This window comes from Cupriavidus sp. IK-TO18, from assembly GCF_015549295.1.
GTDB classification, from domain to species: Bacteria; Pseudomonadota; Gammaproteobacteria; order Burkholderiales; family Burkholderiaceae; genus Cupriavidus; species Cupriavidus oxalaticus_A.
Map to the genome: position 1 here is coordinate 118,881 of NZ_JADGMP010000002.1, position 18,486 is coordinate 137,366.

12 protein-coding genes, 1 tRNA gene and 2 riboswitches are annotated in these 18,486 nt (G+C 63.0%); of the genes, 9 read left to right on the top strand and 4 right to left on the bottom strand.

Translation table 11 applies throughout. From position 1 onward, the window contains the following. Positions 1-875 precede the first annotated feature (875 nt). From IPF36_RS01905 to IPF36_RS35050, 3 genes are all read left to right on the top strand, one after another. On the top strand, positions 876-3,488 hold the full coding sequence (locus IPF36_RS01905) for a DDE-type integrase/transposase/recombinase (protein WP_195427194.1): 2,613 nt from the start codon (positions 876-878) through the stop codon (positions 3,486-3,488). A gap of 129 nt (positions 3,489-3,617) precedes the next feature. Then, positions 3,618-4,646, top strand: a complete 1,029-nt coding sequence (locus IPF36_RS01910; protein WP_195427195.1) for an AAA family ATPase — start codon at positions 3,618-3,620, stop codon at positions 4,644-4,646. A gap of 13 nt (positions 4,647-4,659) precedes the next feature. After that, on the top strand, positions 4,660-6,030 hold the full coding sequence (locus tag IPF36_RS35050; RefSeq protein WP_368671099.1) for a TniQ family protein: 1,371 nt from the start codon (positions 4,660-4,662) through the stop codon (positions 6,028-6,030). Positions 6,031-6,171: 141 nt separating this feature from the next. Here IPF36_RS35050 and IPF36_RS01920 read toward each other — a convergent pair. Then, a tRNA-Arg gene (locus tag IPF36_RS01920) sits at positions 6,172-6,247 on the bottom strand. Between the two features lie 455 nt (positions 6,248-6,702). Here IPF36_RS01920 and IPF36_RS01925 point away from each other — a divergent pair. Further along, positions 6,703-7,590 carry a cytochrome c5 family protein gene (locus IPF36_RS01925; protein WP_195427197.1) on the top strand — a complete coding sequence of 296 codons (888 nt, stop codon included), beginning with the start codon at positions 6,703-6,705 and terminating at the stop codon, positions 7,588-7,590. Positions 7,591-7,657: 67 nt separating this feature from the next. Here the strand turns inward: IPF36_RS01925 and hemN are convergent, their stop codons facing one another. Continuing rightward, entirely contained in the window at positions 7,658-9,154 is a 1,497-nt protein-coding gene (gene hemN / locus IPF36_RS01930) for an oxygen-independent coproporphyrinogen III oxidase (RefSeq protein WP_195427198.1), read from the bottom strand. A gap of 186 nt (positions 9,155-9,340) precedes the next feature. Here hemN and IPF36_RS01935 point away from each other — a divergent pair, with 186 nt between their 5' ends. After that, positions 9,341-10,459 (top strand): ABC transporter substrate-binding protein, encoded by a 1,119-nt coding sequence (locus IPF36_RS01935; protein WP_195427213.1) that lies wholly within the window; start codon positions 9,341-9,343, stop codon positions 10,457-10,459. On the opposite strand, the gene IPF36_RS01940 is transcribed toward IPF36_RS01935, so the two are convergent. Continuing rightward, entirely contained in the window at positions 10,445-10,615 is a 171-nt protein-coding gene (locus IPF36_RS01940; protein WP_368671097.1) for a hypothetical protein, read from the bottom strand. The two genes, IPF36_RS01935 and IPF36_RS01940, sit on opposite strands and share 15 nt — an antisense overlap. A gap of 212 nt (positions 10,616-10,827) precedes the next feature. Next, on the bottom strand, positions 10,828-12,924 hold the full coding sequence (locus tag IPF36_RS01945) for a UvrD-helicase domain-containing protein (RefSeq protein ID WP_195427199.1): 2,097 nt from the start codon (positions 12,922-12,924) through the stop codon (positions 10,828-10,830). A 265-nt stretch (positions 12,925-13,189) separates the two neighbouring features. Here IPF36_RS01945 and IPF36_RS01950 point away from each other — a divergent pair, with 265 nt between their 5' ends. The 4 genes from IPF36_RS01950 to gcvP all read left to right on the top strand — a co-directional run bounded on the left by IPF36_RS01950 (position 13,190) and on the right by gcvP (position 18,454). After that, on the top strand, positions 13,190-13,420 hold the full coding sequence (locus tag IPF36_RS01950; protein WP_133097830.1) for a glycine zipper 2TM domain-containing protein: 231 nt from the start codon (positions 13,190-13,192) through the stop codon (positions 13,418-13,420). 69 nt (positions 13,421-13,489) lie between these two features. After that, a riboswitch (glycine riboswitch) is annotated at positions 13,490-13,576 on the top strand. A gap of 21 nt (positions 13,577-13,597) precedes the next feature. Continuing rightward, positions 13,598-13,722, top strand: a riboswitch (glycine riboswitch). A gap of 94 nt (positions 13,723-13,816) precedes the next feature. Further along, positions 13,817-14,944: a glycine cleavage system aminomethyltransferase GcvT gene (gene gcvT / locus IPF36_RS01955; protein ID WP_195427200.1), complete on the top strand. Its 1,128-nt coding sequence runs from the start codon at positions 13,817-13,819 to the stop codon at positions 14,942-14,944. 99 nt (positions 14,945-15,043) lie between these two features. Next, positions 15,044-15,424 carry a glycine cleavage system protein GcvH gene (gcvH, locus tag IPF36_RS01960; RefSeq protein WP_133097832.1) on the top strand — a complete coding sequence of 127 codons (381 nt, stop codon included), beginning with the start codon at positions 15,044-15,046 and terminating at the stop codon, positions 15,422-15,424. Positions 15,425-15,523: 99 nt separating this feature from the next. After that, positions 15,524-18,454, top strand: a complete 2,931-nt coding sequence (gene gcvP, locus IPF36_RS01965; protein WP_135706129.1) for an aminomethyl-transferring glycine dehydrogenase — start codon at positions 15,524-15,526, stop codon at positions 18,452-18,454. Positions 18,455-18,486 lie beyond the last annotated feature (32 nt).

Genomic DNA, 18,486 nt, shown 5'->3' on the forward strand with positions numbered 1-18,486 from the left:
GCGATGAGGAGCTTATGCTAAAAGACTTGTTCCAAAGCTTCGGGAGCGCTAGGATTTAGAGCGTCGAGCGTATTAATTCGCGGAGTGCGACCCGCAATCAAACATGCTCTTCACCAACCAGTGGCGCTGGTGCATCCACCGAATTTCATTACGTTGTCGTGACGTAAACGGAAAAGGGCAGACACCAGTGCGACCTAGTGCCTGCCCTTGAGACGGCCTCATCCTGAGAGAATGACGCGTCCGCGCTGGTTACGCGCGCGTAGTCTCTCCCCACGCCCTCCAGGTGTCAAGCAATCTTCGCTCGTCGTTTTGTAGGGCGGGCGATACGTCTACGGGAGTAACTTCGTGACTACTTCGTATTTCCACCTCTCCAGTGGCCGCAATAGCACTAGGTCGAGTTTCTTGCGTCTATGGGCTCACACGGGCTCCTCGAATCGATGGCGGTCGCGCACGGCGGCTTGCGGCTAATGCCGACTTACCACTGCTACCGATAGCTTTTCCTGCTGAAGCGTAGTTAAAGCGAACTGACCCGGGTGGTCACCGCTGGCGCATCCGTCGGGGATAACGCCTCCGAACCGCGCCCGGTTTAGCGCGTTCGACGATGCTGAATCCATCCATACGTTCATCCGGGGCGTGGTGTTGCCGCTCGCCATTGGCCTGCTGTCGACTGCATTCACATCGGACTCTTGTCACGCACGTGGGTGGTATCAATGCTGAGTCTTGCTGAGCTAACAAGCCTCTTTGAGAAGCATCGCGTCCCCGAGAAGGGGCGCGCCTATGTCCATGATGCTAGAGGTAGCGGGCCAGCACGCAAACCAGTCTCCCACAACGGGAATGTGGTCACCTGGTACAGCAGCATAAAAATGGACAGGCGAATGCCGACGGAAAGCAGGCAACCAGAATTTAGTGCCGTTGCGACGTTCGATTATGACAAGGAGACGCTGGAGTTTTACTGCCAGCCTCCAACCCAACATATCCCCCAGACGATTTTCAGAAAGGTAGCCACGAGAGACGGCATAGTCAACAAAACATACCAGTCTACGCTCTCGTGCACACCAGATATCCTGAGAATCACAGAAGCCGGCTTTTTTCTGTACGAATGCAAGACACCATCGGGAATGGAGCAGCTCGGACGAGAGCAGCCTCTTCGTTATGCTCGTGATGCGTATGGCCGTTGGCACTGTCCCGAGGTAGAGCAGTACTTTGCTTATCTAGGTTTGAACTATTGCATCTGCACTTCAGATGAGTTCAACCAACAACTCGTCTCGAACGTCGGGTTTCTGAAGACCTATCGTGAAGCGCACGCGAGCGCAGTTTCCGACCGCGCATGGGCCGCCTTGCAAAAAGCATTCGGACAAGCGCCCGTGCTCTCACTATTTGACCTTACGTTGTTGGCGGCGCGACCGGACTTCGCTGTGCGCGATGTTGAAGGACAGTTCTGCCTCCCTGACGGCTTCATGATGGATGACGTCTATAAGGCCATCGCAGACAATCAACTTTTCGTCGACCTGGAAAATGACGACCTTTCCGACTTGCATCAAGCCTTTGTTTGTCGCTCTGTGGAGCATTTGGAGCTGCTGCGTCTGGCACGGCCAGCGTCATATCTGACGGAGCATTACGTAGACAGCTGTGTCAAAGAAAATACCGAGCTAATCTTTGGAGGAGTTCGGCGTATCGCCAGATGGGTAACTGAGACGCACCTGTTCCTGACGAGCGGACCCGGCGACTTCGTGCCGATGACGAAACAGGAATTAGCACGCCACATCGAACAAGGCACCATAAAGGTTGTTGCCCCTGCCCACCCCCTGGGCGAATTTGCGCGCGAGCGAGTTGCGTCACTGAGCGAAAGCGATATCGCTGGAGCTCGCAAACGGCGCCAGTATGCCTTGACCACGCCTAAGGGCGAGGCGTCGGAGGAATTTTCAGCGCGCTCGTTGCAACGCTACCGTAACGCCGTTGCCAATGCTGGCGAGTCAGAATTTGAGCAAATCTTTGCTCTGGCGGCCAAGCCGCGCCCAGGAAATAGAACGCGCCGTATTGCGCAAGACGTCATTGACCTTATTGCAGAAATTGCGAAAGAGGAAAACAACCCGACGAACCCATTAACTTCATTTTCATACCACAAAAGGTTCTTGGTGGAATGTCAAAAACGTGGACTCTACGCGTGCTCGCTGGTGACTTATGGCAAGGAATATGTCAAGCACGTTTCTATCTCGTTGCGTCAGGGGGCCCGTGTCGCTTACAACCGGGAACCGGCAGTTCTCTATCTGCATGCCGAGGTGAAACTACACGGTTGTCTTCCCTTCGACCATGTCCATATGGACCACACGAAGCTGGATGTGCTTGTAACGATTATCGGTAGAGATGGGCTGCCGAGGCGCCTAAGGCCTTGGTTATCTATTGCGATGGATGCTGAATCACGAGCCGTGTTGGGATTCTATCTCAGTATTCATGCCCCCAGCGCCGTCAGTTGCATGATGTTGTGCAGGGACATTGTGCGCCGGTACAAGCGTATGCCTGCGATGGTCATCGTGGATAACGGGAAGGAGTTTCACTCGATAGCTTTTTTACTTTTGCTCGACGCGACCAATACCGACTGTCGCTACCGCCCGCCCCACCAATCACGCTTCGGCGCCGTATGTGAACGGCTGTTCGGCACTGCAAATACACAACTCATTCATGACATCGTTGGCAATACTAAGGCGATGCAGTTTGTACGAACAGTAACCCGCGCAACGAATCCTATTAACGCTGATGCACCGACGCTTCCACAACTGCATGGACTTCTCGATTATTACTTCTTTAACATCTATGGTCTTGCGAGACATCCCGCGCATGATGATGCGCCGGTGCGCTATCTTGAGCGGCGTTTCAATGAGACGGGTTGGCGTATGAATCGCATTGTTCCGTACGATGACCGCTTTCGGATACTAACGTGCGTGCCGCCAGTGAAACAACCCACGCGCATAATTGATTCCCAGCGAGGCATAAAGATAGGCCACCTCTACTATTGGTGCGACGATTTTGCAGACAAGAGCTTAAATGGCGAAACTGTCCAAGTTCGTATGGACGTCTGGAACGCAGCGATAGCCTATGTCGAAATACGCAAGAGGCATTGGGTTCTATGTATATGCAAGCTGTTGGGCGTATTGGGGAAAGTTACGCAGATAGAGTTGCGGTACCAGATGGAGCAGTTGCGAGCTGGAACGAAACGCGGGAGAGGGGCGGTTACAGAAGAGGAACTGGCCAGGGTCATCGAGTTCAACGCGCTTCCCCGAAACGCCAGCGTCGCGGAACCTAAGGATTTCGATATTAATCGTCTGTATGACCAATTGGGAATGGGCGCTACTGAGGATTTGAAAATAGAAAAGACGCCCTTAGATACTTCCGCCCCGCTGGAGCCCACGGCCACCGCCGGTTCTGGGAAGGAGGAGCTGAAATTGGACTTCGGCGATTGGAAGGATAAACCGCCTTTGGAAACATTTTAATTGCGCAGTCAAGGTGAACTCGACGCCCGCATTGAGTCGCAAGCACCACCGGCTAAACAATCGATTCCGGGCCGACTTCCCGCTCATTGGCTATCACATAAACCACCCTGTTCATTTTTGAGTCGAGAGATGCGTATTATCACTAAGGAAGAAGCCATCTTCGGGAGCGGTGAATTGAAATGCGAGTATATGCGACAGCATCGATTGAACCATCGGACAAATTCCGAAGTAAAAAAAAGGGTGATGCGCTTTCTGACGCCAGGCACCGGCATTTCAATCACGATTGTCGTCGGCCCAACGGGCGCGGGAAAGACCACACTTGGGTGGGGTATATTAGACGAGGTTTATAGAAAATATTCGACGGAAATCACGGCAGACCCAAATATTATACCTGGAGCGTATGTTGAAGTGCCCGCGGCTATGCACGGCCATGTAGATTGGTCAGAGTTTCACAGACGGGCGGGCACTGCAGTCAAAGCTCCTCTGATGGATTACAGAATCGCCGAGTTCGACCCCGAATCTACAGACGGTGCCGACGTTTTTAATCGGAGCGCTAGCCTGAGACACGCCTTCGAACAAAGTGCACGACTTCGTAAGTTACGCCATCTCATTTTGGATGAGTGCGGGCATTTTCTGGCTTCCAACGATGAGCCGAAGGAATATGGGGATTTCCTGAAATCGATGGCGAGCTGTGGCGGCATGAATATACTTATGTTGGGTGCATATGGTGCCGAAAAAATTATTGAGGCGAGTAGCCAACTCGCCAGACGAGTCAACTTAGTGCACTTTCCGCGCTACAAAAGGAGCCAGGCGAAGCTATATGGGCAGTTCCTTGAATCGTATTCGCGAATTTTGCCACTCGCGGCTTATCTGGACCTCGTCCCATACCAAGAAATCCTGTTTCAAGGATGTTGCGGCCTCGTTGGTCTGACATGCGACACCTTAATGGCATCTGTGTTGGAAGCCAGCGAAATGGGGGGAGAATGGAAAGAGAACTACCTTTGGAACGCGATGCCGAGCGAAGCCAAACGCCGGACCATTCTGGAGGATATTTGGCGCGGTGAAGAAGTGATTGAACGATACATCTCCTCAGAGAATCGCCCCAATTACCGTGCAGAGGAAGACGATTACGCAGATTTCATTAAGAGGAAAAATTAGGGCGAATCGGATGATGAAAAGAAGAAATAAGGCGAACCATGAAATCGGAATTCCCCTCGATGTTGTTTCTCGGTGGCCTGGCCATCTGCCACCACGCTCCGAGTTGTGCCGAATACCCTATCAGGGAAACGATGGCCATTCCATTGAAGACCTTATTAGCTACAACATGAGATTATGCGACGCACACTCGCTTGCCCCGGCCACGGTCGCGAACAAGTTAGTTGCGTCAATTTTGGCACGTCGCGCCGCAGTTCGCTCACGAAACATGGCAGAACTATGGGACCATCCGGCAGTCAACGGCAAGGGAAATGCCGCACGGGAGTGGAGTACAGCGTTGAACGAGTTGACGAGGAGCAATGACCTTCAGAATCTGACGCTGCTTTCACTTCGCGACATCGTGCCGGATTATCAATTGCTCTCGCACTGCCAACGCTATTGTCCCGCATGCTATTTGGACGATGAGCGTCACTCTCGGCCGACATACAACCGACTCTTATGGGTTATCGCAGTTGTGACAGCTTGCCCTATCCATGGGGTACGGCTTCTCCATTCGTGCCATAGATGCGAGGTCTTGACGTCAGCACATGCGCGGTTCTTTGTACCGGGCTTCTGCGCCGACTGTGGAATTCGACTGTGTAATAACGAAGCACCTAAAGCCGACGCATTCGAAGTGGACATCGCGACTAGGGTAGGCGAGTTCTTGGACCATTCGAGATTGCTCGACTCTTCAATTGCAGGAGCAGCGGGAGTAGCGTCCTTTCTGCATCACGTACGGGATGTGGTAGCCGGCGGTGAGGCGAAGACTCTCGCCGATATGCTGGGGACGACTAAGACGAACGTCCACGGATGGATGCTGGGAACTGTCATGCCTTCTTTCCCTGCCATTGTCAGAATGGCTCAGATTTTCGACTGTCCAGTATCGGACGTCCTGCAGGGTAACCAGATTGTGCCGCGACTGAGACAAGCATCAGCTGCTCGTCTAACTCTACGTGCGACAGCGCGGACAAATCGCGATGTGGATAAGGACGAAGTCCGAAACAGGCTGGAGGAAATCTCGAAAGGTGAGGAGCGCCCTACGCTTAGTGTGGCCGCAGCGTCAGTGGGAGTTTCCGTCAAATACATCCAGCGAAATTTCCCAGACCTCCATGTCCGGATTGTCAGTCGCTCGACGGAACAACGGCGGTTGGAGACTGCACACCGGCGAAGTCGGAAGGAAGCGAGGATTGTGGGCGCTCGAGAAGAACTTGCCAATGAGGGTATCTATCCGTCAAGACGCAGAATCGAGGCGCGACTGAAGGCAGACGGCATCCGACTAGGGCGACAAGAAGCCATAAACCTGGGAGCCCCGCGTGGCGCCCGGAAGCGTGCTGAGTCCAAAAAATAACTTCTGGTGAAATGCGAAAAGCCGCCCGCTGTCGAGTGATGTTTTCGCGACAAGCTTAAACGATAAGTTGTCGTTTACGCCAACTCATCCTTAACGCCACAGTGGTGGCGGCGGAGGAAAAGCGGGAAATCCGGATGGGATTGGCGCGCCCGGCTGGGATCGAACCAGCAACCCCTGCCTTCGGAGGGCAGTACTCTATCCATTGAGCTACGGGCGCACAGAGACGGTTTTTTAAACCGGTATTGCGGGTACAGCAATGCAGCGCGCGAATGCCGCCGCAGGAAAGTCGCATAGGATACCGCGTTTGCCCCGCGCCGTCCATGCGGGCCTCTCCGGAGGGTCCGCCTTACGTCTCGCAACCGCCGCTTTTGGCACTGGCGAAGGGTGGAATGGGGCTATAATCGCCAGCTATTTGCGTCAAATCGTGCCCCTCACGCAGTCGACCAGGATCAAGGCTTTGCGGCTTGGTTTCGGCGACAATCCGGGGCCCGGCCCGGGAGACACTCCGAAGTGCGCAAATAGCGACAGACCCGAGCCAGGCAATGGCCGCAAGGCAGCATGGGGCGGACTTCTGTCGGGTCCCTGCGGGCCAGGTAGTGGTCAGACTAGGGCCAGATAAAGCAAGCCGAGGGTGAGCGGCCAGAAGGTTTCCTGCAAAACTGAGAGTTCTGTATGAGCGACGTCCACAACGAACACCACGAACACGAGTCTCCCATCAAGACCCCCAAGCAGCTGATCGCTGTGGTGGTCGCGGCTTTCCTGGTACCGATCCTCGTGATCGTCCTCCTGGTCAACTTTGTGGGACACGGCTCCACTGAAAGTGCCGGCACTGCCACCACCGCGGAAGCCGTCAACGACCGCATCAAGCCGGTCGCGTCGCTCGAAATCAAGGACCCCAATGCACCGCGCGTGTTCAAGACCGGCGAACAGGTCTACAAGGAAATCTGCGCGGCCTGCCACGCCACTGGCGCGGCGGGAGCGCCCAAGTATGGTACTGCCGGCGACTGGAGCGCGCGTATCCGCCAGGGCTTTGACGGCCTGATGAAGTCGGTGCTGGGCGGCAAGGGCGCAATGCCGCCGCGCGCCGGCAGCACGCCTGACGACTACACCGATTACGAACTGGCCCGCGCCGTGGTCTACATGGCCGACGCCGGTGGCGCGAAGTTCCCCGAGCCGCCGGCACCGGCTGCCGCTGCCCCGACGACCGCTGCGGCGCCGGAAGCCGCTGCGGCTGCTGCTGCGCCCGCACCGGCCGCACCCGCTGCTGCGGCTCCGGCAGCCGCTGCCGCGGCGCCAGCTGCGGCGCCAGCCGCTGCGTCGGCCGACGTCGGCAAGAAGGTCTATGACCAGGTCTGCGCCGCCTGCCACGCCGCCGGCGTGGCCGGTGCGCCCAAGTTTGGCGACAAGGCCGCCTGGGCGCCGCGCCTGAAGGAAGGCATGGACGCGGTCCACAACTACGCACTGAAGGGCAAGGGTGTGATGCCGCCCAAGGGTGGCTACGCCGGCCCGGACGCCGACGTGATCGCCGCGTCGGACTACATGGCGAACGCAGCCAAGTAAGGCACGACTGCGCCGCAAACAACAACGCCCGCGAAATTCGCGGGCGTTTTTTCATGCCTGGCGGCGGTTACACGACGCGCGAGTAGCGCGCCCGCGGCACGATGCGGATCGGTTGCGCGCCGTCGTTGGCGGACCGGCGAGTGCCTTCGCTTTCGGGCCCGGCGACCGCCACGCGTGCGGCATCGTCGCGCAGGTAGCGGTCGAACGCCATCGCCACGCGCCGCACCAGCAGGCGTCCCAGCGGCGTGACCGTGATGCGGGCTGGCTGGACCTGCACCAGCCCGTCGGCCGCCAGGGTGGCAAGGTCGGCCAGTTCGGGCGCGAAATCGGTGCCGAAGTCAATGCCGTGGCGCCGCTCCAGCGCGGGGATATCCAGCACGCCGTTGCACATCAGCGCGCCGATCAGTTCGCGGCGCAGATGATCGTCGGCGGTCATCTCCACCCCGCGCGCCAGCGGCAGGCGCTCCTGGTCCAGCGCGCCGTAGTACTCGTCCAGCGTGCGGGCGTTCTGCACGTAGCGGCCCGCCACCGCGCCGATCGCCGAGACGCCGAGGCCGAGCTGGTCGTAGCCGGCGTGCGTGGAGTAGCCCTGGAAGTTGCGCTGCAGCCGGCCTTCGCGCTGCGCCACGGCGAGGTCGTCATCGGGCAGCGCGAAGTGGTCCATGCCGATATAGACGTAGCCCTCGGCGGTCAGGCGTTCGATGGTGGAGACCAGGATGTCGAGCTTCTCGCCGGCAGGCGGCAGCGCGCTTTCGTCGATGCGCCGCTGTGGCTTGAACACATGCGGCAGGTGCGCATAGCTGTAGACCGAAAGGCGGTCGGGCCGCAGCGCCAGCACCTGGTCGATGGTGCGGCCAAAGCGTGCGGCAGTCTGGTGCGGCAGGCCGTAGATCAGGTCGAGGCTGACCGAGCGGAAGCCCAGCCGGCGCGCGGCGTCGACCACGGCACGGGTCTCTTCGTACGACTGGATCCGGTGGATGGCCTGCTGCACCTCGGGATCGAAATCCTGCACGCCCAGGCTGACGCGGTTGAACCCAAGTTCGGCCAGCAGCGCCATGCGCGCGTCATCGACGCGGCGCGGGTCGATCTCGATCGAATGCTCGCCATCGGGCGGCAGTTCGAAATGCTCGTGCAGCAGCGCCATCACGCGGCGCATTTCTTCGGGATCCAGGAAGGTCGGCGTGCCGCCGCCCCAGTGCGACTGGAGCACGCGCCGGCGCGTGCCGAGCCGCGCGGCCAGCAGCGCCATCTCGCGGCCCAGGTAGGTGACGTAGCGGGCGCTGCGGCCGTGGTCGCGCGTGATGATCTTGTTGCAGCCGCAGTAGTAGCAGATGTTCTCGCAGAACGGGATATGCAGGTAGAGCGACAACGGCGCGGGCGCATCGGCACGGCAGGCGGCCAGGGCGTCGTGGTACAGCGACAGGTCCGGGCCGTTCCTGAAGCGGTCGGCAGTCGGGTAGGAGGTGTAGCGCGGGCCGTTGCCTTCGATGCGGCCGGCGAGAGCGCGAAAGTCCGACAGCGCGCGGCGGTCGGGCGCAAGGGTAGTCATGGCAAGCGGGTTCATGGGGGGCGCGGGGGGAACGGTGTTTGACAGCCCATGCTAGGACTGCGCGCCGCGCGTTGCGTTGATCGTCGTCAAGCGCGGCGTTGGCACGGCACGGGTGCGCAGGCGCCCCGCGTCACACGGCGGTAATACGTGGCGGATACGCTGCGCGCCGGCGCGACTTGCGCCCCCTTTTCCTATTGCGCGATGCCGATCCCGGACACCCTGCCCCCTTCCCTGCCGTACCTACCGCTGCGCCGACGCCTGCTGGCGGCCGGCGCTGCGGCCCTGGCGCTGCCCAATGCCCCGCTGCTGGCCCAGTCTCCCGCGCGCCGCACCGTGGTGGTGGGCCACCTGATCGACCGCGGTAGTGCGCAGGCGGACCTGGCGCGCGACTACCTGGCCGGCGCCAAGGTGCTGTTCGACGCGGTCAATGCCGCCAACGGCCCGGTACGGATCGCCCACGTGGTGCGCAACGCCGATCCCGATCCGCGCCGCGCGGTGGCCCAGGCGGCGGCGCTGGCCGACAGCGAGCACGCCGAGCTGCTGTTCGGCGCCGGCGACCGTCTCCTGCCGGCGCTGGCGTCATCGGCCGAGCTGGTCCGGCGCGGCGTGCAGATTGTGGCGCCGCTGTCGGGCCTGGCATTGGCAGCGGACAACGTCTGGTTCACCCGCGCCGACTACCAGGCCGAACTCGACGCGGCAGTGCGGCAGTTGCGCAGCTATGGCCTGAGCGCGATCGCGCTGGCGGTGGCGCCGGACTTCGCCACGCCATCGCTGGCCCGGCTGGAGGCGCAGACCGGCACGCGCGCGGTGCCGCTCGATCCCAAAGCCGACCCCGGTGCCGACGCCGTGGCACGCCGCATTGCAGCCGCCCGCCCCGGCGCCGTGATCGTCGCGGGCGATACGCTGGCCTATGCCGGACTGGGCCGCGCACTGGCGGCGCAGGGCTGGTATGGCTTCCTGGTCGGCCTGTCGTCGGTCAGTGCCACGGCCGCGCGCGAGATCCTGGGTACCGGCTACGCCGGCGGCATGGTGCTGACCCAGGTCGCGCCCGGCCCGCAGCAGGCCACGCTGCGCGTGGTCAGGGAACACGTAGCGCGCATGAAGCAATACCTGGATGAGCCGCCGTCCTCGGCGACGCTGGCCGGCTATATCGGCGCCGCATGGCTGGCACGGGCGCTGGCCGGCGTGCGCGCCGGCGGTGCCGCCGAGCTGCGCCGCGCACTGCAAGGCCGTGTCGACGTGGGGGACTTTACCCTCGACTTCAGCCACGGCCAGCGCGGCTCGCAGTACGTCACGCTGGCGGTGTCAGGCGCGCGGTAGCGACAGGCGCGCGCGCCGCGCATTCTCGACCAGGTTGACCACCGTGCGCCGCAGCTCCGACGGCCACGCCAGCAGCGGCTGCGCCTGGCCGCTGAGCGCGACCTCGTGGCCGCTGTCGGCGGCGTCGTCGACCACCGCCTGTAGCAGGGCGAGCACGTCCAAAATTGCCCCCGCACGCTGGCGCGGCGGGGGCCAATTACAGGGAAAAACCAGACTTGATGTCTGGCGCGGCAAGACCCGGGCAGCCCCTGCCGCCGCAAGCCGCACACCGTGAAAAGCGCAGAGCGGCACAACCGTCATGCTAAGGACAGCGGCGCGCGCGGTCTTGTCGGCCTGGTAGGGTTTTGTATCGGGCTTCGTACCTAAGATCAGCCGGCCGCCGTCTTGCCTGGGCCGCCGAGCAGCGCCTTGAGCGCGCCGAGCCGGTCCTTGGGGCTCATCGCCGGAGTTTCGTCCTTGGGTGCCGGCGCTTCTTCCAGCTTCATCTCGCCGATAAAGCGCGACGGCTGGCAAGAGTACGTCTCGCGCGCGCGCTTGCGCTTCTTGCACCAGCTGATCTGCAGGCTGCGCTGCGCGCGCGTGATGCCGACGTACATCAGCCGGCGCTCTTCCTCGATCTTCTCGTCGGTCATGTCGTCGTCTTCGCGGCAGTGGGGCAGGATGCCCTCTTCCACGCCGACCAGGAACACGTGCGGATATTCCAGCCCCTTGGACGCGTGCAGCGTGGACAGCCGCACGGCGTCGGGATCTTCCTCGCGCCCTTCGAGCATGCTCATCAGCGCCACGGTCTGCGTCAGCTCAAGCAGGTTCTTGCCTTCGCTGCCGAAGCCGTCGGCGTTGTCATAGCCGGTGGCTTCCTCGCCCTCGGCCGCTTCCGGCTTGGTGCCCTTGCGCTTGAGCCATTCGAGGAACTCCAGCGTGTTGGTCCAGCGCGACTGCGCCTGGCGCTCGTCGAAGCTGTCGTACAGGTATGCCTCGTAGTGGATGCCGGCCATCAGGTCGTCGAGCACTTCGGTGGCCGGATCTTTGGCCGCGCGGTCGGCCAGCCGCACCATCGATTCGCAGAACACGCGCAGCGGCTCCAGCTGGCGCGGCTGCAGCTTGCCCTCGATGCCGCCCATCATCGCCGCCTCGAACAACGACACCTTGGCCTGCCCGGCAAACGTGCCCAGCACTTCGAGCGTGGTATTGCCGACGCCGCGGCGCGGCGTGGTGATCGCGCGGATAAAGGCGGGATCGTCGTCGGGATTGGCGATCAGGCGCAGGTAGGCGCAGATGTCCTTGATCTCGGCCTTGTCGAAGAAGCTCTGGCCACCCGACAGCACATAGGGAATGCGCTCGCGCCGCAGGATCTGCTCGAACAGCCGCGCCTGGTGGTTGCCGCGGTACAGGATGGCGTAGTCGCGGAACTGCGCGCGGCGCTCGAACTTGTGCGCCGACAGGCGGAACACCACCGACTCCGCCTCGTGCTCCTCGTCGTTCATCGGGTGGATGGCGATGGGATCGCCCATGCCGTGCTCGCTCCACAGCTTCTTGTCGAAGAGCTTGGGATTGTTGGCGATGACCGCGTTGGCCGCTTCCAGGATGCGCACGGTGGAGCGGTAGTTCTGCTCCAGCTTGATCACCTTGAGGTCGGGGAAGTCGGTCTGCAGCCCGCGCAGGTTGTCCAGCGTGGCGCCGCGCCAGCCGTAGATGGCCTGGTCGTCGTCGCCCACCGCGGTAAAGGCCGGCGCGCGCAGGTGCGAGCCCCCCGCCAGCAGCTTGAGCAGCTGGTACTGGCAGGCGTTGGTATCCTGGTACTCGTCGACCAGGAAGTAGCGCAGCCGGTTCTGCCACTTCAGCTGCACCGCTTCGTTGCGCGCGAACAGTTCCGCGGGCAAGCGGATCAGGTCGTCGAAATCCACCGCCTGGTACGCGTTCAGCGTGGCGACGTAGTTGCGGTAGACCAGCGCGGCCTGGTGCTCGTCGGCATTGGCCGCCTGCGCGATCGCGGCCTCGGGGTCGACCATGCCGTTCTTCCACAGCGAGATCGTGCTCTGCACGCCGCGGATCAGCTTCTTGTCGGTGGTGCCGAGCTGCTCCTGGATCAGGCCGAAGCAGTCGTCCGAATCCATGATCGAGAACTGCGGCTTCAGGCCGACGTGTTCCGCCTCCATGCGCAGAATCTGCACGCCCAGCGAGTGGAAGGTACAGACTGTGAGCTGCTTGAGCGGGATGCGCTTGCCCTCGCGCGTGGTCTTGCCTTCCATCAGCTTGCCGATGCGTTCCTGCATCTCCTTGGCAGCCTTGTTGGTGAAGGTGACGGCGGCGATATGGCGCGGCTCGAAGCCCTTGTCTTCGATGAGGTGCGCGATCTTCTGCGTGATCACGCGGGTCTTGCCCGAGCCCGCCCCGGCAAGGACGAGGCAGGGTCCGTCCAGATAGCGGACGGCTTCAGATTGGGCGGCGTTGAGGCCGTGGCTCATGCGCGGGAATGCTTGCGTGGGGTGGTCGGGACGGCGTCGCGCCCTGTACAACACATGGGGCGGCGCCGGACGCAAAGCTAATCATGTTAACACGCTGGGCCGGCCCTGATCAGTCAGCGGGAACCGCTTTTTCCGGGGGCGGGGACGTTACCGAAGTAACACTTGGTAAGTCCCAAAACCGGGCGTCCGGGCCCTCCTCTAACCAGTATGGCGGGATGGCAGACCTGCGTCCCGAACGTACTCAAAGTTACTTTCGGAGCCCATCATGAAAATGCTACGAGCCTTTTCCAAAGCGACGATGGCCGGCATAGCCGTTGCGGCCCTGGCCACCGGCTGTGCCGACATGACACCGAAGCAGCGCAACACGGTCATTGGTGCCGGCGTGGGCGCGGCCGGCGGTGCTGCGTTGACGCACGGTAGTGCCGCAGGCACGCTGGGCGGTGCCGCCCTGGGCGGCGTGGTCGGTAACGTAATGACCGACGACCATCGCCGTTGATAGGGCGAATGGCTGCTGGCGGGGGGCGCCCGCCGCGTTGACAAAGGCAGGGCCCTCCCGTACATTGCGCGCATCCGACCGGGAGAGCGCGCATATCTGCGCCGCCGAAGGGGTATCACCCGAAAACTCTCAGGCACCACGGACCGCTCGGATCGGCATGCAACATGCACACGATGCATGCCGCACTCTGGAGAGCGGCACCCGCCATTCGTGGCGAGCGTGCCCACCGAAGGGGCGCGCGAGGACGGGATTCAACGAATCCGCCTCGTAATCTCTCAGGTATCGAGGACAGAGGGGTCATCCGCCGCAGCGGATTGCTTGGCCATTGGCATAGCGATCGTTGCGGCGGATGGCCCTTTTTTGTTTTCGCAACCCGACATTGCCCCCGAGGATTCCATGACGCTCCAGGCCACGCCCCTCAACGCCATCCACCGCGCCCTCGGCGCCCGCATGGTCGACTTCGGCGGCTGGGACATGCCGGTCAACTACGGCTCCCAGATCGAAGAACACAACGCCGTGCGCACCGACGCCGGCATGTTCGACGTGTCGCACATGTGCGTGGTCGACCTCAGCGGCCCCAATACCCGCGCCTTCCTGCGCGGCCTGCTGGCCAACAACGTCGACAAGCTGCAGACGCCGGGCAAGGCGCTGTACTCGTGCATGCTCGACGAAAAAGGCGGCGTGATCGACGACCTGATCGTCTATTTCTTTGCCGAGGACCGTTTCCGCCTGGTGGTCAACGCCAGCACCGCGGTCGGCGATATCGACTGGATCCGTGCGCGCAACGACGCCACCGGCAGCGGCGTGACCATCACCCCGCGCCGTGAAGATGTTGCGCCCGCGGGCGCGCAGCCGCTGGCGATCGTCGCGGTGCAGGGCCCTAACGCCCGCGCCAAGGTGTGGAGTACCTTCCCGTCGACCCAGCCTTCCGATGCGCTCAAGCCGTTCAACGCTGTCGTGGTGCAGGACCCCGCACTTGGCGAAGTCATGGTCGCGCGCACCGGCTACACCGGCGAAGACGGCTTCGAGCTGGTGGTGCCGGCGGCCAGCGTCGCCGGCCTGTGGGAAAAACTGAATGCCGCGGGCGTGCGCCCGGCCGGCCTGGGCGCGCGCGACACGCTGCGCCTGGAAGCCGGCATGAACCTGTATGGCCAGGACATGGATATCAGCACCTCGCCGCTGGACGCGGGCCTGGCCTGGACCGTCGACCTGCAGAGCGAGCGCGACTTCACCGGCAAGGCGGCACTGGCCGCGGCCGGCTCGCGCCAGCAATTCCTCGGCCTGATCCTGCGCGACAAAGGTGGCGTGCTGCGCGCCCACCAGAAGGTCATCACCGCCGCCGGTGACGGCGAAATCACCAGCGGCACCTTCAGCCCCTCGCTGTCGCAATCGATCGCGTTCGCGCGCCTGCCGCAGGGCGTGAACGTCGGCGACACCGTGCAGGTGGAGATCCGCGACCGCAAACTCAACGCGACTGTGGTTAAACTGCCGTTTGTGCGTAATGGCAAGGCACTCGTGAGCTAAGGGAAACATCCGCTCACCCAACGGTCGCCCTCGCCTGCCGGCAGCGTTGCCGGGCAGGCATCACCCAACAAGAAACAGATCTGAATCCGGAGAACCTTCATGAATTTCCCCGCCGACCTCAAATACACCGAGTCGCATGAGTGGGTGCGCGTCGAAGCCGACGGCACGCTCACCATTGGCATCACCGACCACGCACAGGATGCGCTGGGCGACATCGTCTTCCTGGAACTGCCCGAAGTGGGCAAGTCGGTCGGTGCCGGCGACGCGCTGGCAGTGGTGGAATCGGTGAAGGCCGCTTCCGATATCTACGCCCCGGTGGCCGGCGAAGTGATCGCCGTCAACGAAGCCGCCACGGCCGAGCCGGAAAGCGTCAATGCCAATGCCTTCGACGCCTGGCTGTTCAAGCTCAAGCCGGCCAACAGCGACGACGTCAACGGCCTGATGTCGGCCGACGCGTACAAGGCCAGCGTCGGCGCCTGATCGCCCCGCCGGTCCCGCACCCGGGATCGGCACACAGCATTTGCAGCGCCGCGGCACGGCTGACCACCTGCCGCAGCGCTCCCCACGAGGTTCTTGCCAATGAACGCCCCGCTTCCCATGACCGCCGCCCAAGGTAACCGGCCCACGCTGGCCGAACTGGAGGCGCGCGACGCCTTCGCCGCCCGCCACATCGGCCCCGATACCCCCGAACAGCAGCACATGCTGAAGGTGCTCGGCTACGACAGCCGCGCCGCGCTGATCGATGCCGTGATCCCCGCCGCCATCCGCCGCCGCGACGGCATGCCGATGGGCGAGTTCACCGAGCCGCTGAGCGAGGAAGCCGCACTGGCCAAGCTGCGCGGCCTGGCGCGCAAGAACCGCGTACTGAAGAGCTTTATCGGCCAGGGCTACTACAACACCGTCACGCCCGCGGTCGTGCTGCGCAATATCTTCGAGAACCCGGCCTGGTACACCGCCTACACGCCCTACCAGCCGGAAATCTCGCAAGGCCGCCTGGAAGCGATGCTGAACTTCCAGCAGATGGTCACCGACCTGACCGGGCTGGATATCGCCAACGCGTCGATGCTCGATGAAGGCACCGCTGCCGCCGAAGCGATGACGCTGCTGCAGCGCGTGAACAAGCACGACTCCAGTATCTTCTTCGTCGCCGACGACGTGCTGCCGCAGACGCTGGAAGTGGTGCGAACGCGCGCGCTGCCGCTGGATATCGAAGTGAAGGTCGGCCCCGCCGCCGACGCCGCTGCTGCGGGCGCCTTCGGCGTGCTGCTGCAGTACCCGGGCGTGAACGGCGACATCAATGACTACCGCGCCATCGCCGACGCGGTGCACGCCGCCGGGGGCCTGGTGGTGGCTGCCGCCGACCTGCTGGCGCTGACGCTGATCGCCGCGCCGGGCGAATGGGGTGCCGACGTGGCCGTGGGCAACTCGCAGCGCTTCGGCGTGCCGCTGGGCTTTGGCGGCCCGCACGCCGGCTACATGGCGGTGAAGGATGCGTTCAAGCGCTCGATGCCGGGCCGTCTGGTCGGCGTGACCGTCGACGCGCAGGGCAACAAGGCGTATCGCCTGGCGCTGCAGACGCGCGAACAGCATATCCGCCGCGAAAAGGCGACCTCCAACATCTGTACCGCGCAGGTGCTGCTGGCGGTGATGGCGTCGATGTACGCCGTATACCACGGCCCGCAGGGCCTGAAGCGCATCGCGCAGCGCGTGCATCGCCTGGCCGCGACGCTGGCCGCCGGCCTGGAGCAGCTTGGCTTCGTCCGCACCAACGCCACCTTCTTCGACACGCTGACGCTGGAGACCGGCTTCAACACCGAAGCCATCCATGCCGCCGCCACCGCGCGCGGCATCAACCTGCGCCATGCCGGCGCCACGCGCGTCGGCATCTCGCTGGACGAGACCGCCACCCGCGACGACGTGGTTGCGCTGTGGGAAATCTTCACGCAAGGCAAGCCGCTGCCGGCGGGCCTCGATTTCGACAAGCTCGAAGCCGCCATCAATGACGCCTTCCCGGCCGAACTGGCGCGCGCCAGCGAGTACCTGACCCATCCGGTGTTCAATACGCACCACGCCGAGCACGAGATGCTGCGCTACCTGCGCATGCTGGCCGACAAGGACCTGGCGCTGGACCGCACCATGATCCCGCTGGGCTCGTGCACGATGAAGCTGAACGCCACCAGCGAGATGATCCCGGTGACCTGGCCCGAGTTCAGCCAGATCCACCCGTTCGCGCCGCTGGACCAGACCGTGGGCTACCGCGAGATGATCGACCAGCTCGAGGCCATGCTGTGCGCCGCCACCGGCTACGCCGCGGTCAGCCTGCAGCCCAACGCCGGCTCGCAAGGCGAGTACGCGGGCCTGCTGATCATCCATGCGTATCACGCCAGCCGCGGCGAAAGCCATCGCGACATCTGCCTGATCCCGTCGTCGGCGCACGGCACCAACCCGGCGTCGGCGCAGATGGCCGGCATGAAGGTGGTGGTGGTGGCCTGCGACGAGAACGGCAACGTCGACCTGGAAGACCTGGCGAAGAAGGCCGAGCAGCACAGCAAGAACCTGGCTGCGATCATGATCACCTACCCGTCCACGCACGGCGTGTTTGAGCAGGGCGTGCAGCAGATCTGCGAGATCGTGCACAAGCACGGCGGCCAGGTCTATGTCGACGGCGCCAACATGAACGCGATGGTCGGCACCGCCGCGCCGGGCCAGTTTGGCGGCGACGTGTCGCACCTGAACCTGCACAAGACCTTCTGCATCCCGCACGGCGGCGGCGGCCCGGGCGTTGGCCCCGTTGCGGTCGGCGCGCACCTGGCGGATTTCCTGCCCAACCAGGACAGCGTCGGCTACCGCCGCGACGACCGCGGCATCGGCGGCGTGTCGGCGGCACCGTTCGGCTCGGCCAGCATCCTGCCGATCTCGTGGATGTATATCGCGATGATGGGTTCGGCCGGCCTGACCGCCGCCACCGAGAACGCCATCCTGGCGGCCAACTACGTGGCCAAGCGCCTGGCGCCGTACTACCCGGTGCTGTACACCGGCCAGCACGACCTGGTCGCGCACGAGTGCATCCTGGACGTGCGCCCGCTGCAGAAGGAGACCGGCATCAGCAACGAAGACGTGGCCAAGCGCCTGATGGACTACGGCTTCCACGCGCCGACCATGAGCTTCCCGGTGCCGGGCACGCTGATGATCGAGCCGACCGAGTCCGAAGCACTGCATGAGCTGGACCGCTTCATCGACGCGATGATCGCGATCCGCCAGGAAATCGGCCGCGTCGCCGACGGTACTTTCGACCGCGAGGACAACCCGCTCAAGCACGCGCCGCACACCGCCGCGGTGGTGACCGCGAACGAGTGGACCCACAAGTACACGCGCGAGGAAGCCGCCTATCCGGTGGCGTCGCTGCGCACGCAGAAGTACTGGCCGCCGGTCGGCCGTGCCGACAACGTGTATGGCGACCGCAACCTGTTCTGCAGCTGCGTGCCGGTCAGCGACTACGTGGTCGACTGACGCACCCCCGGGCCGTGCCATCGCATCTGCGG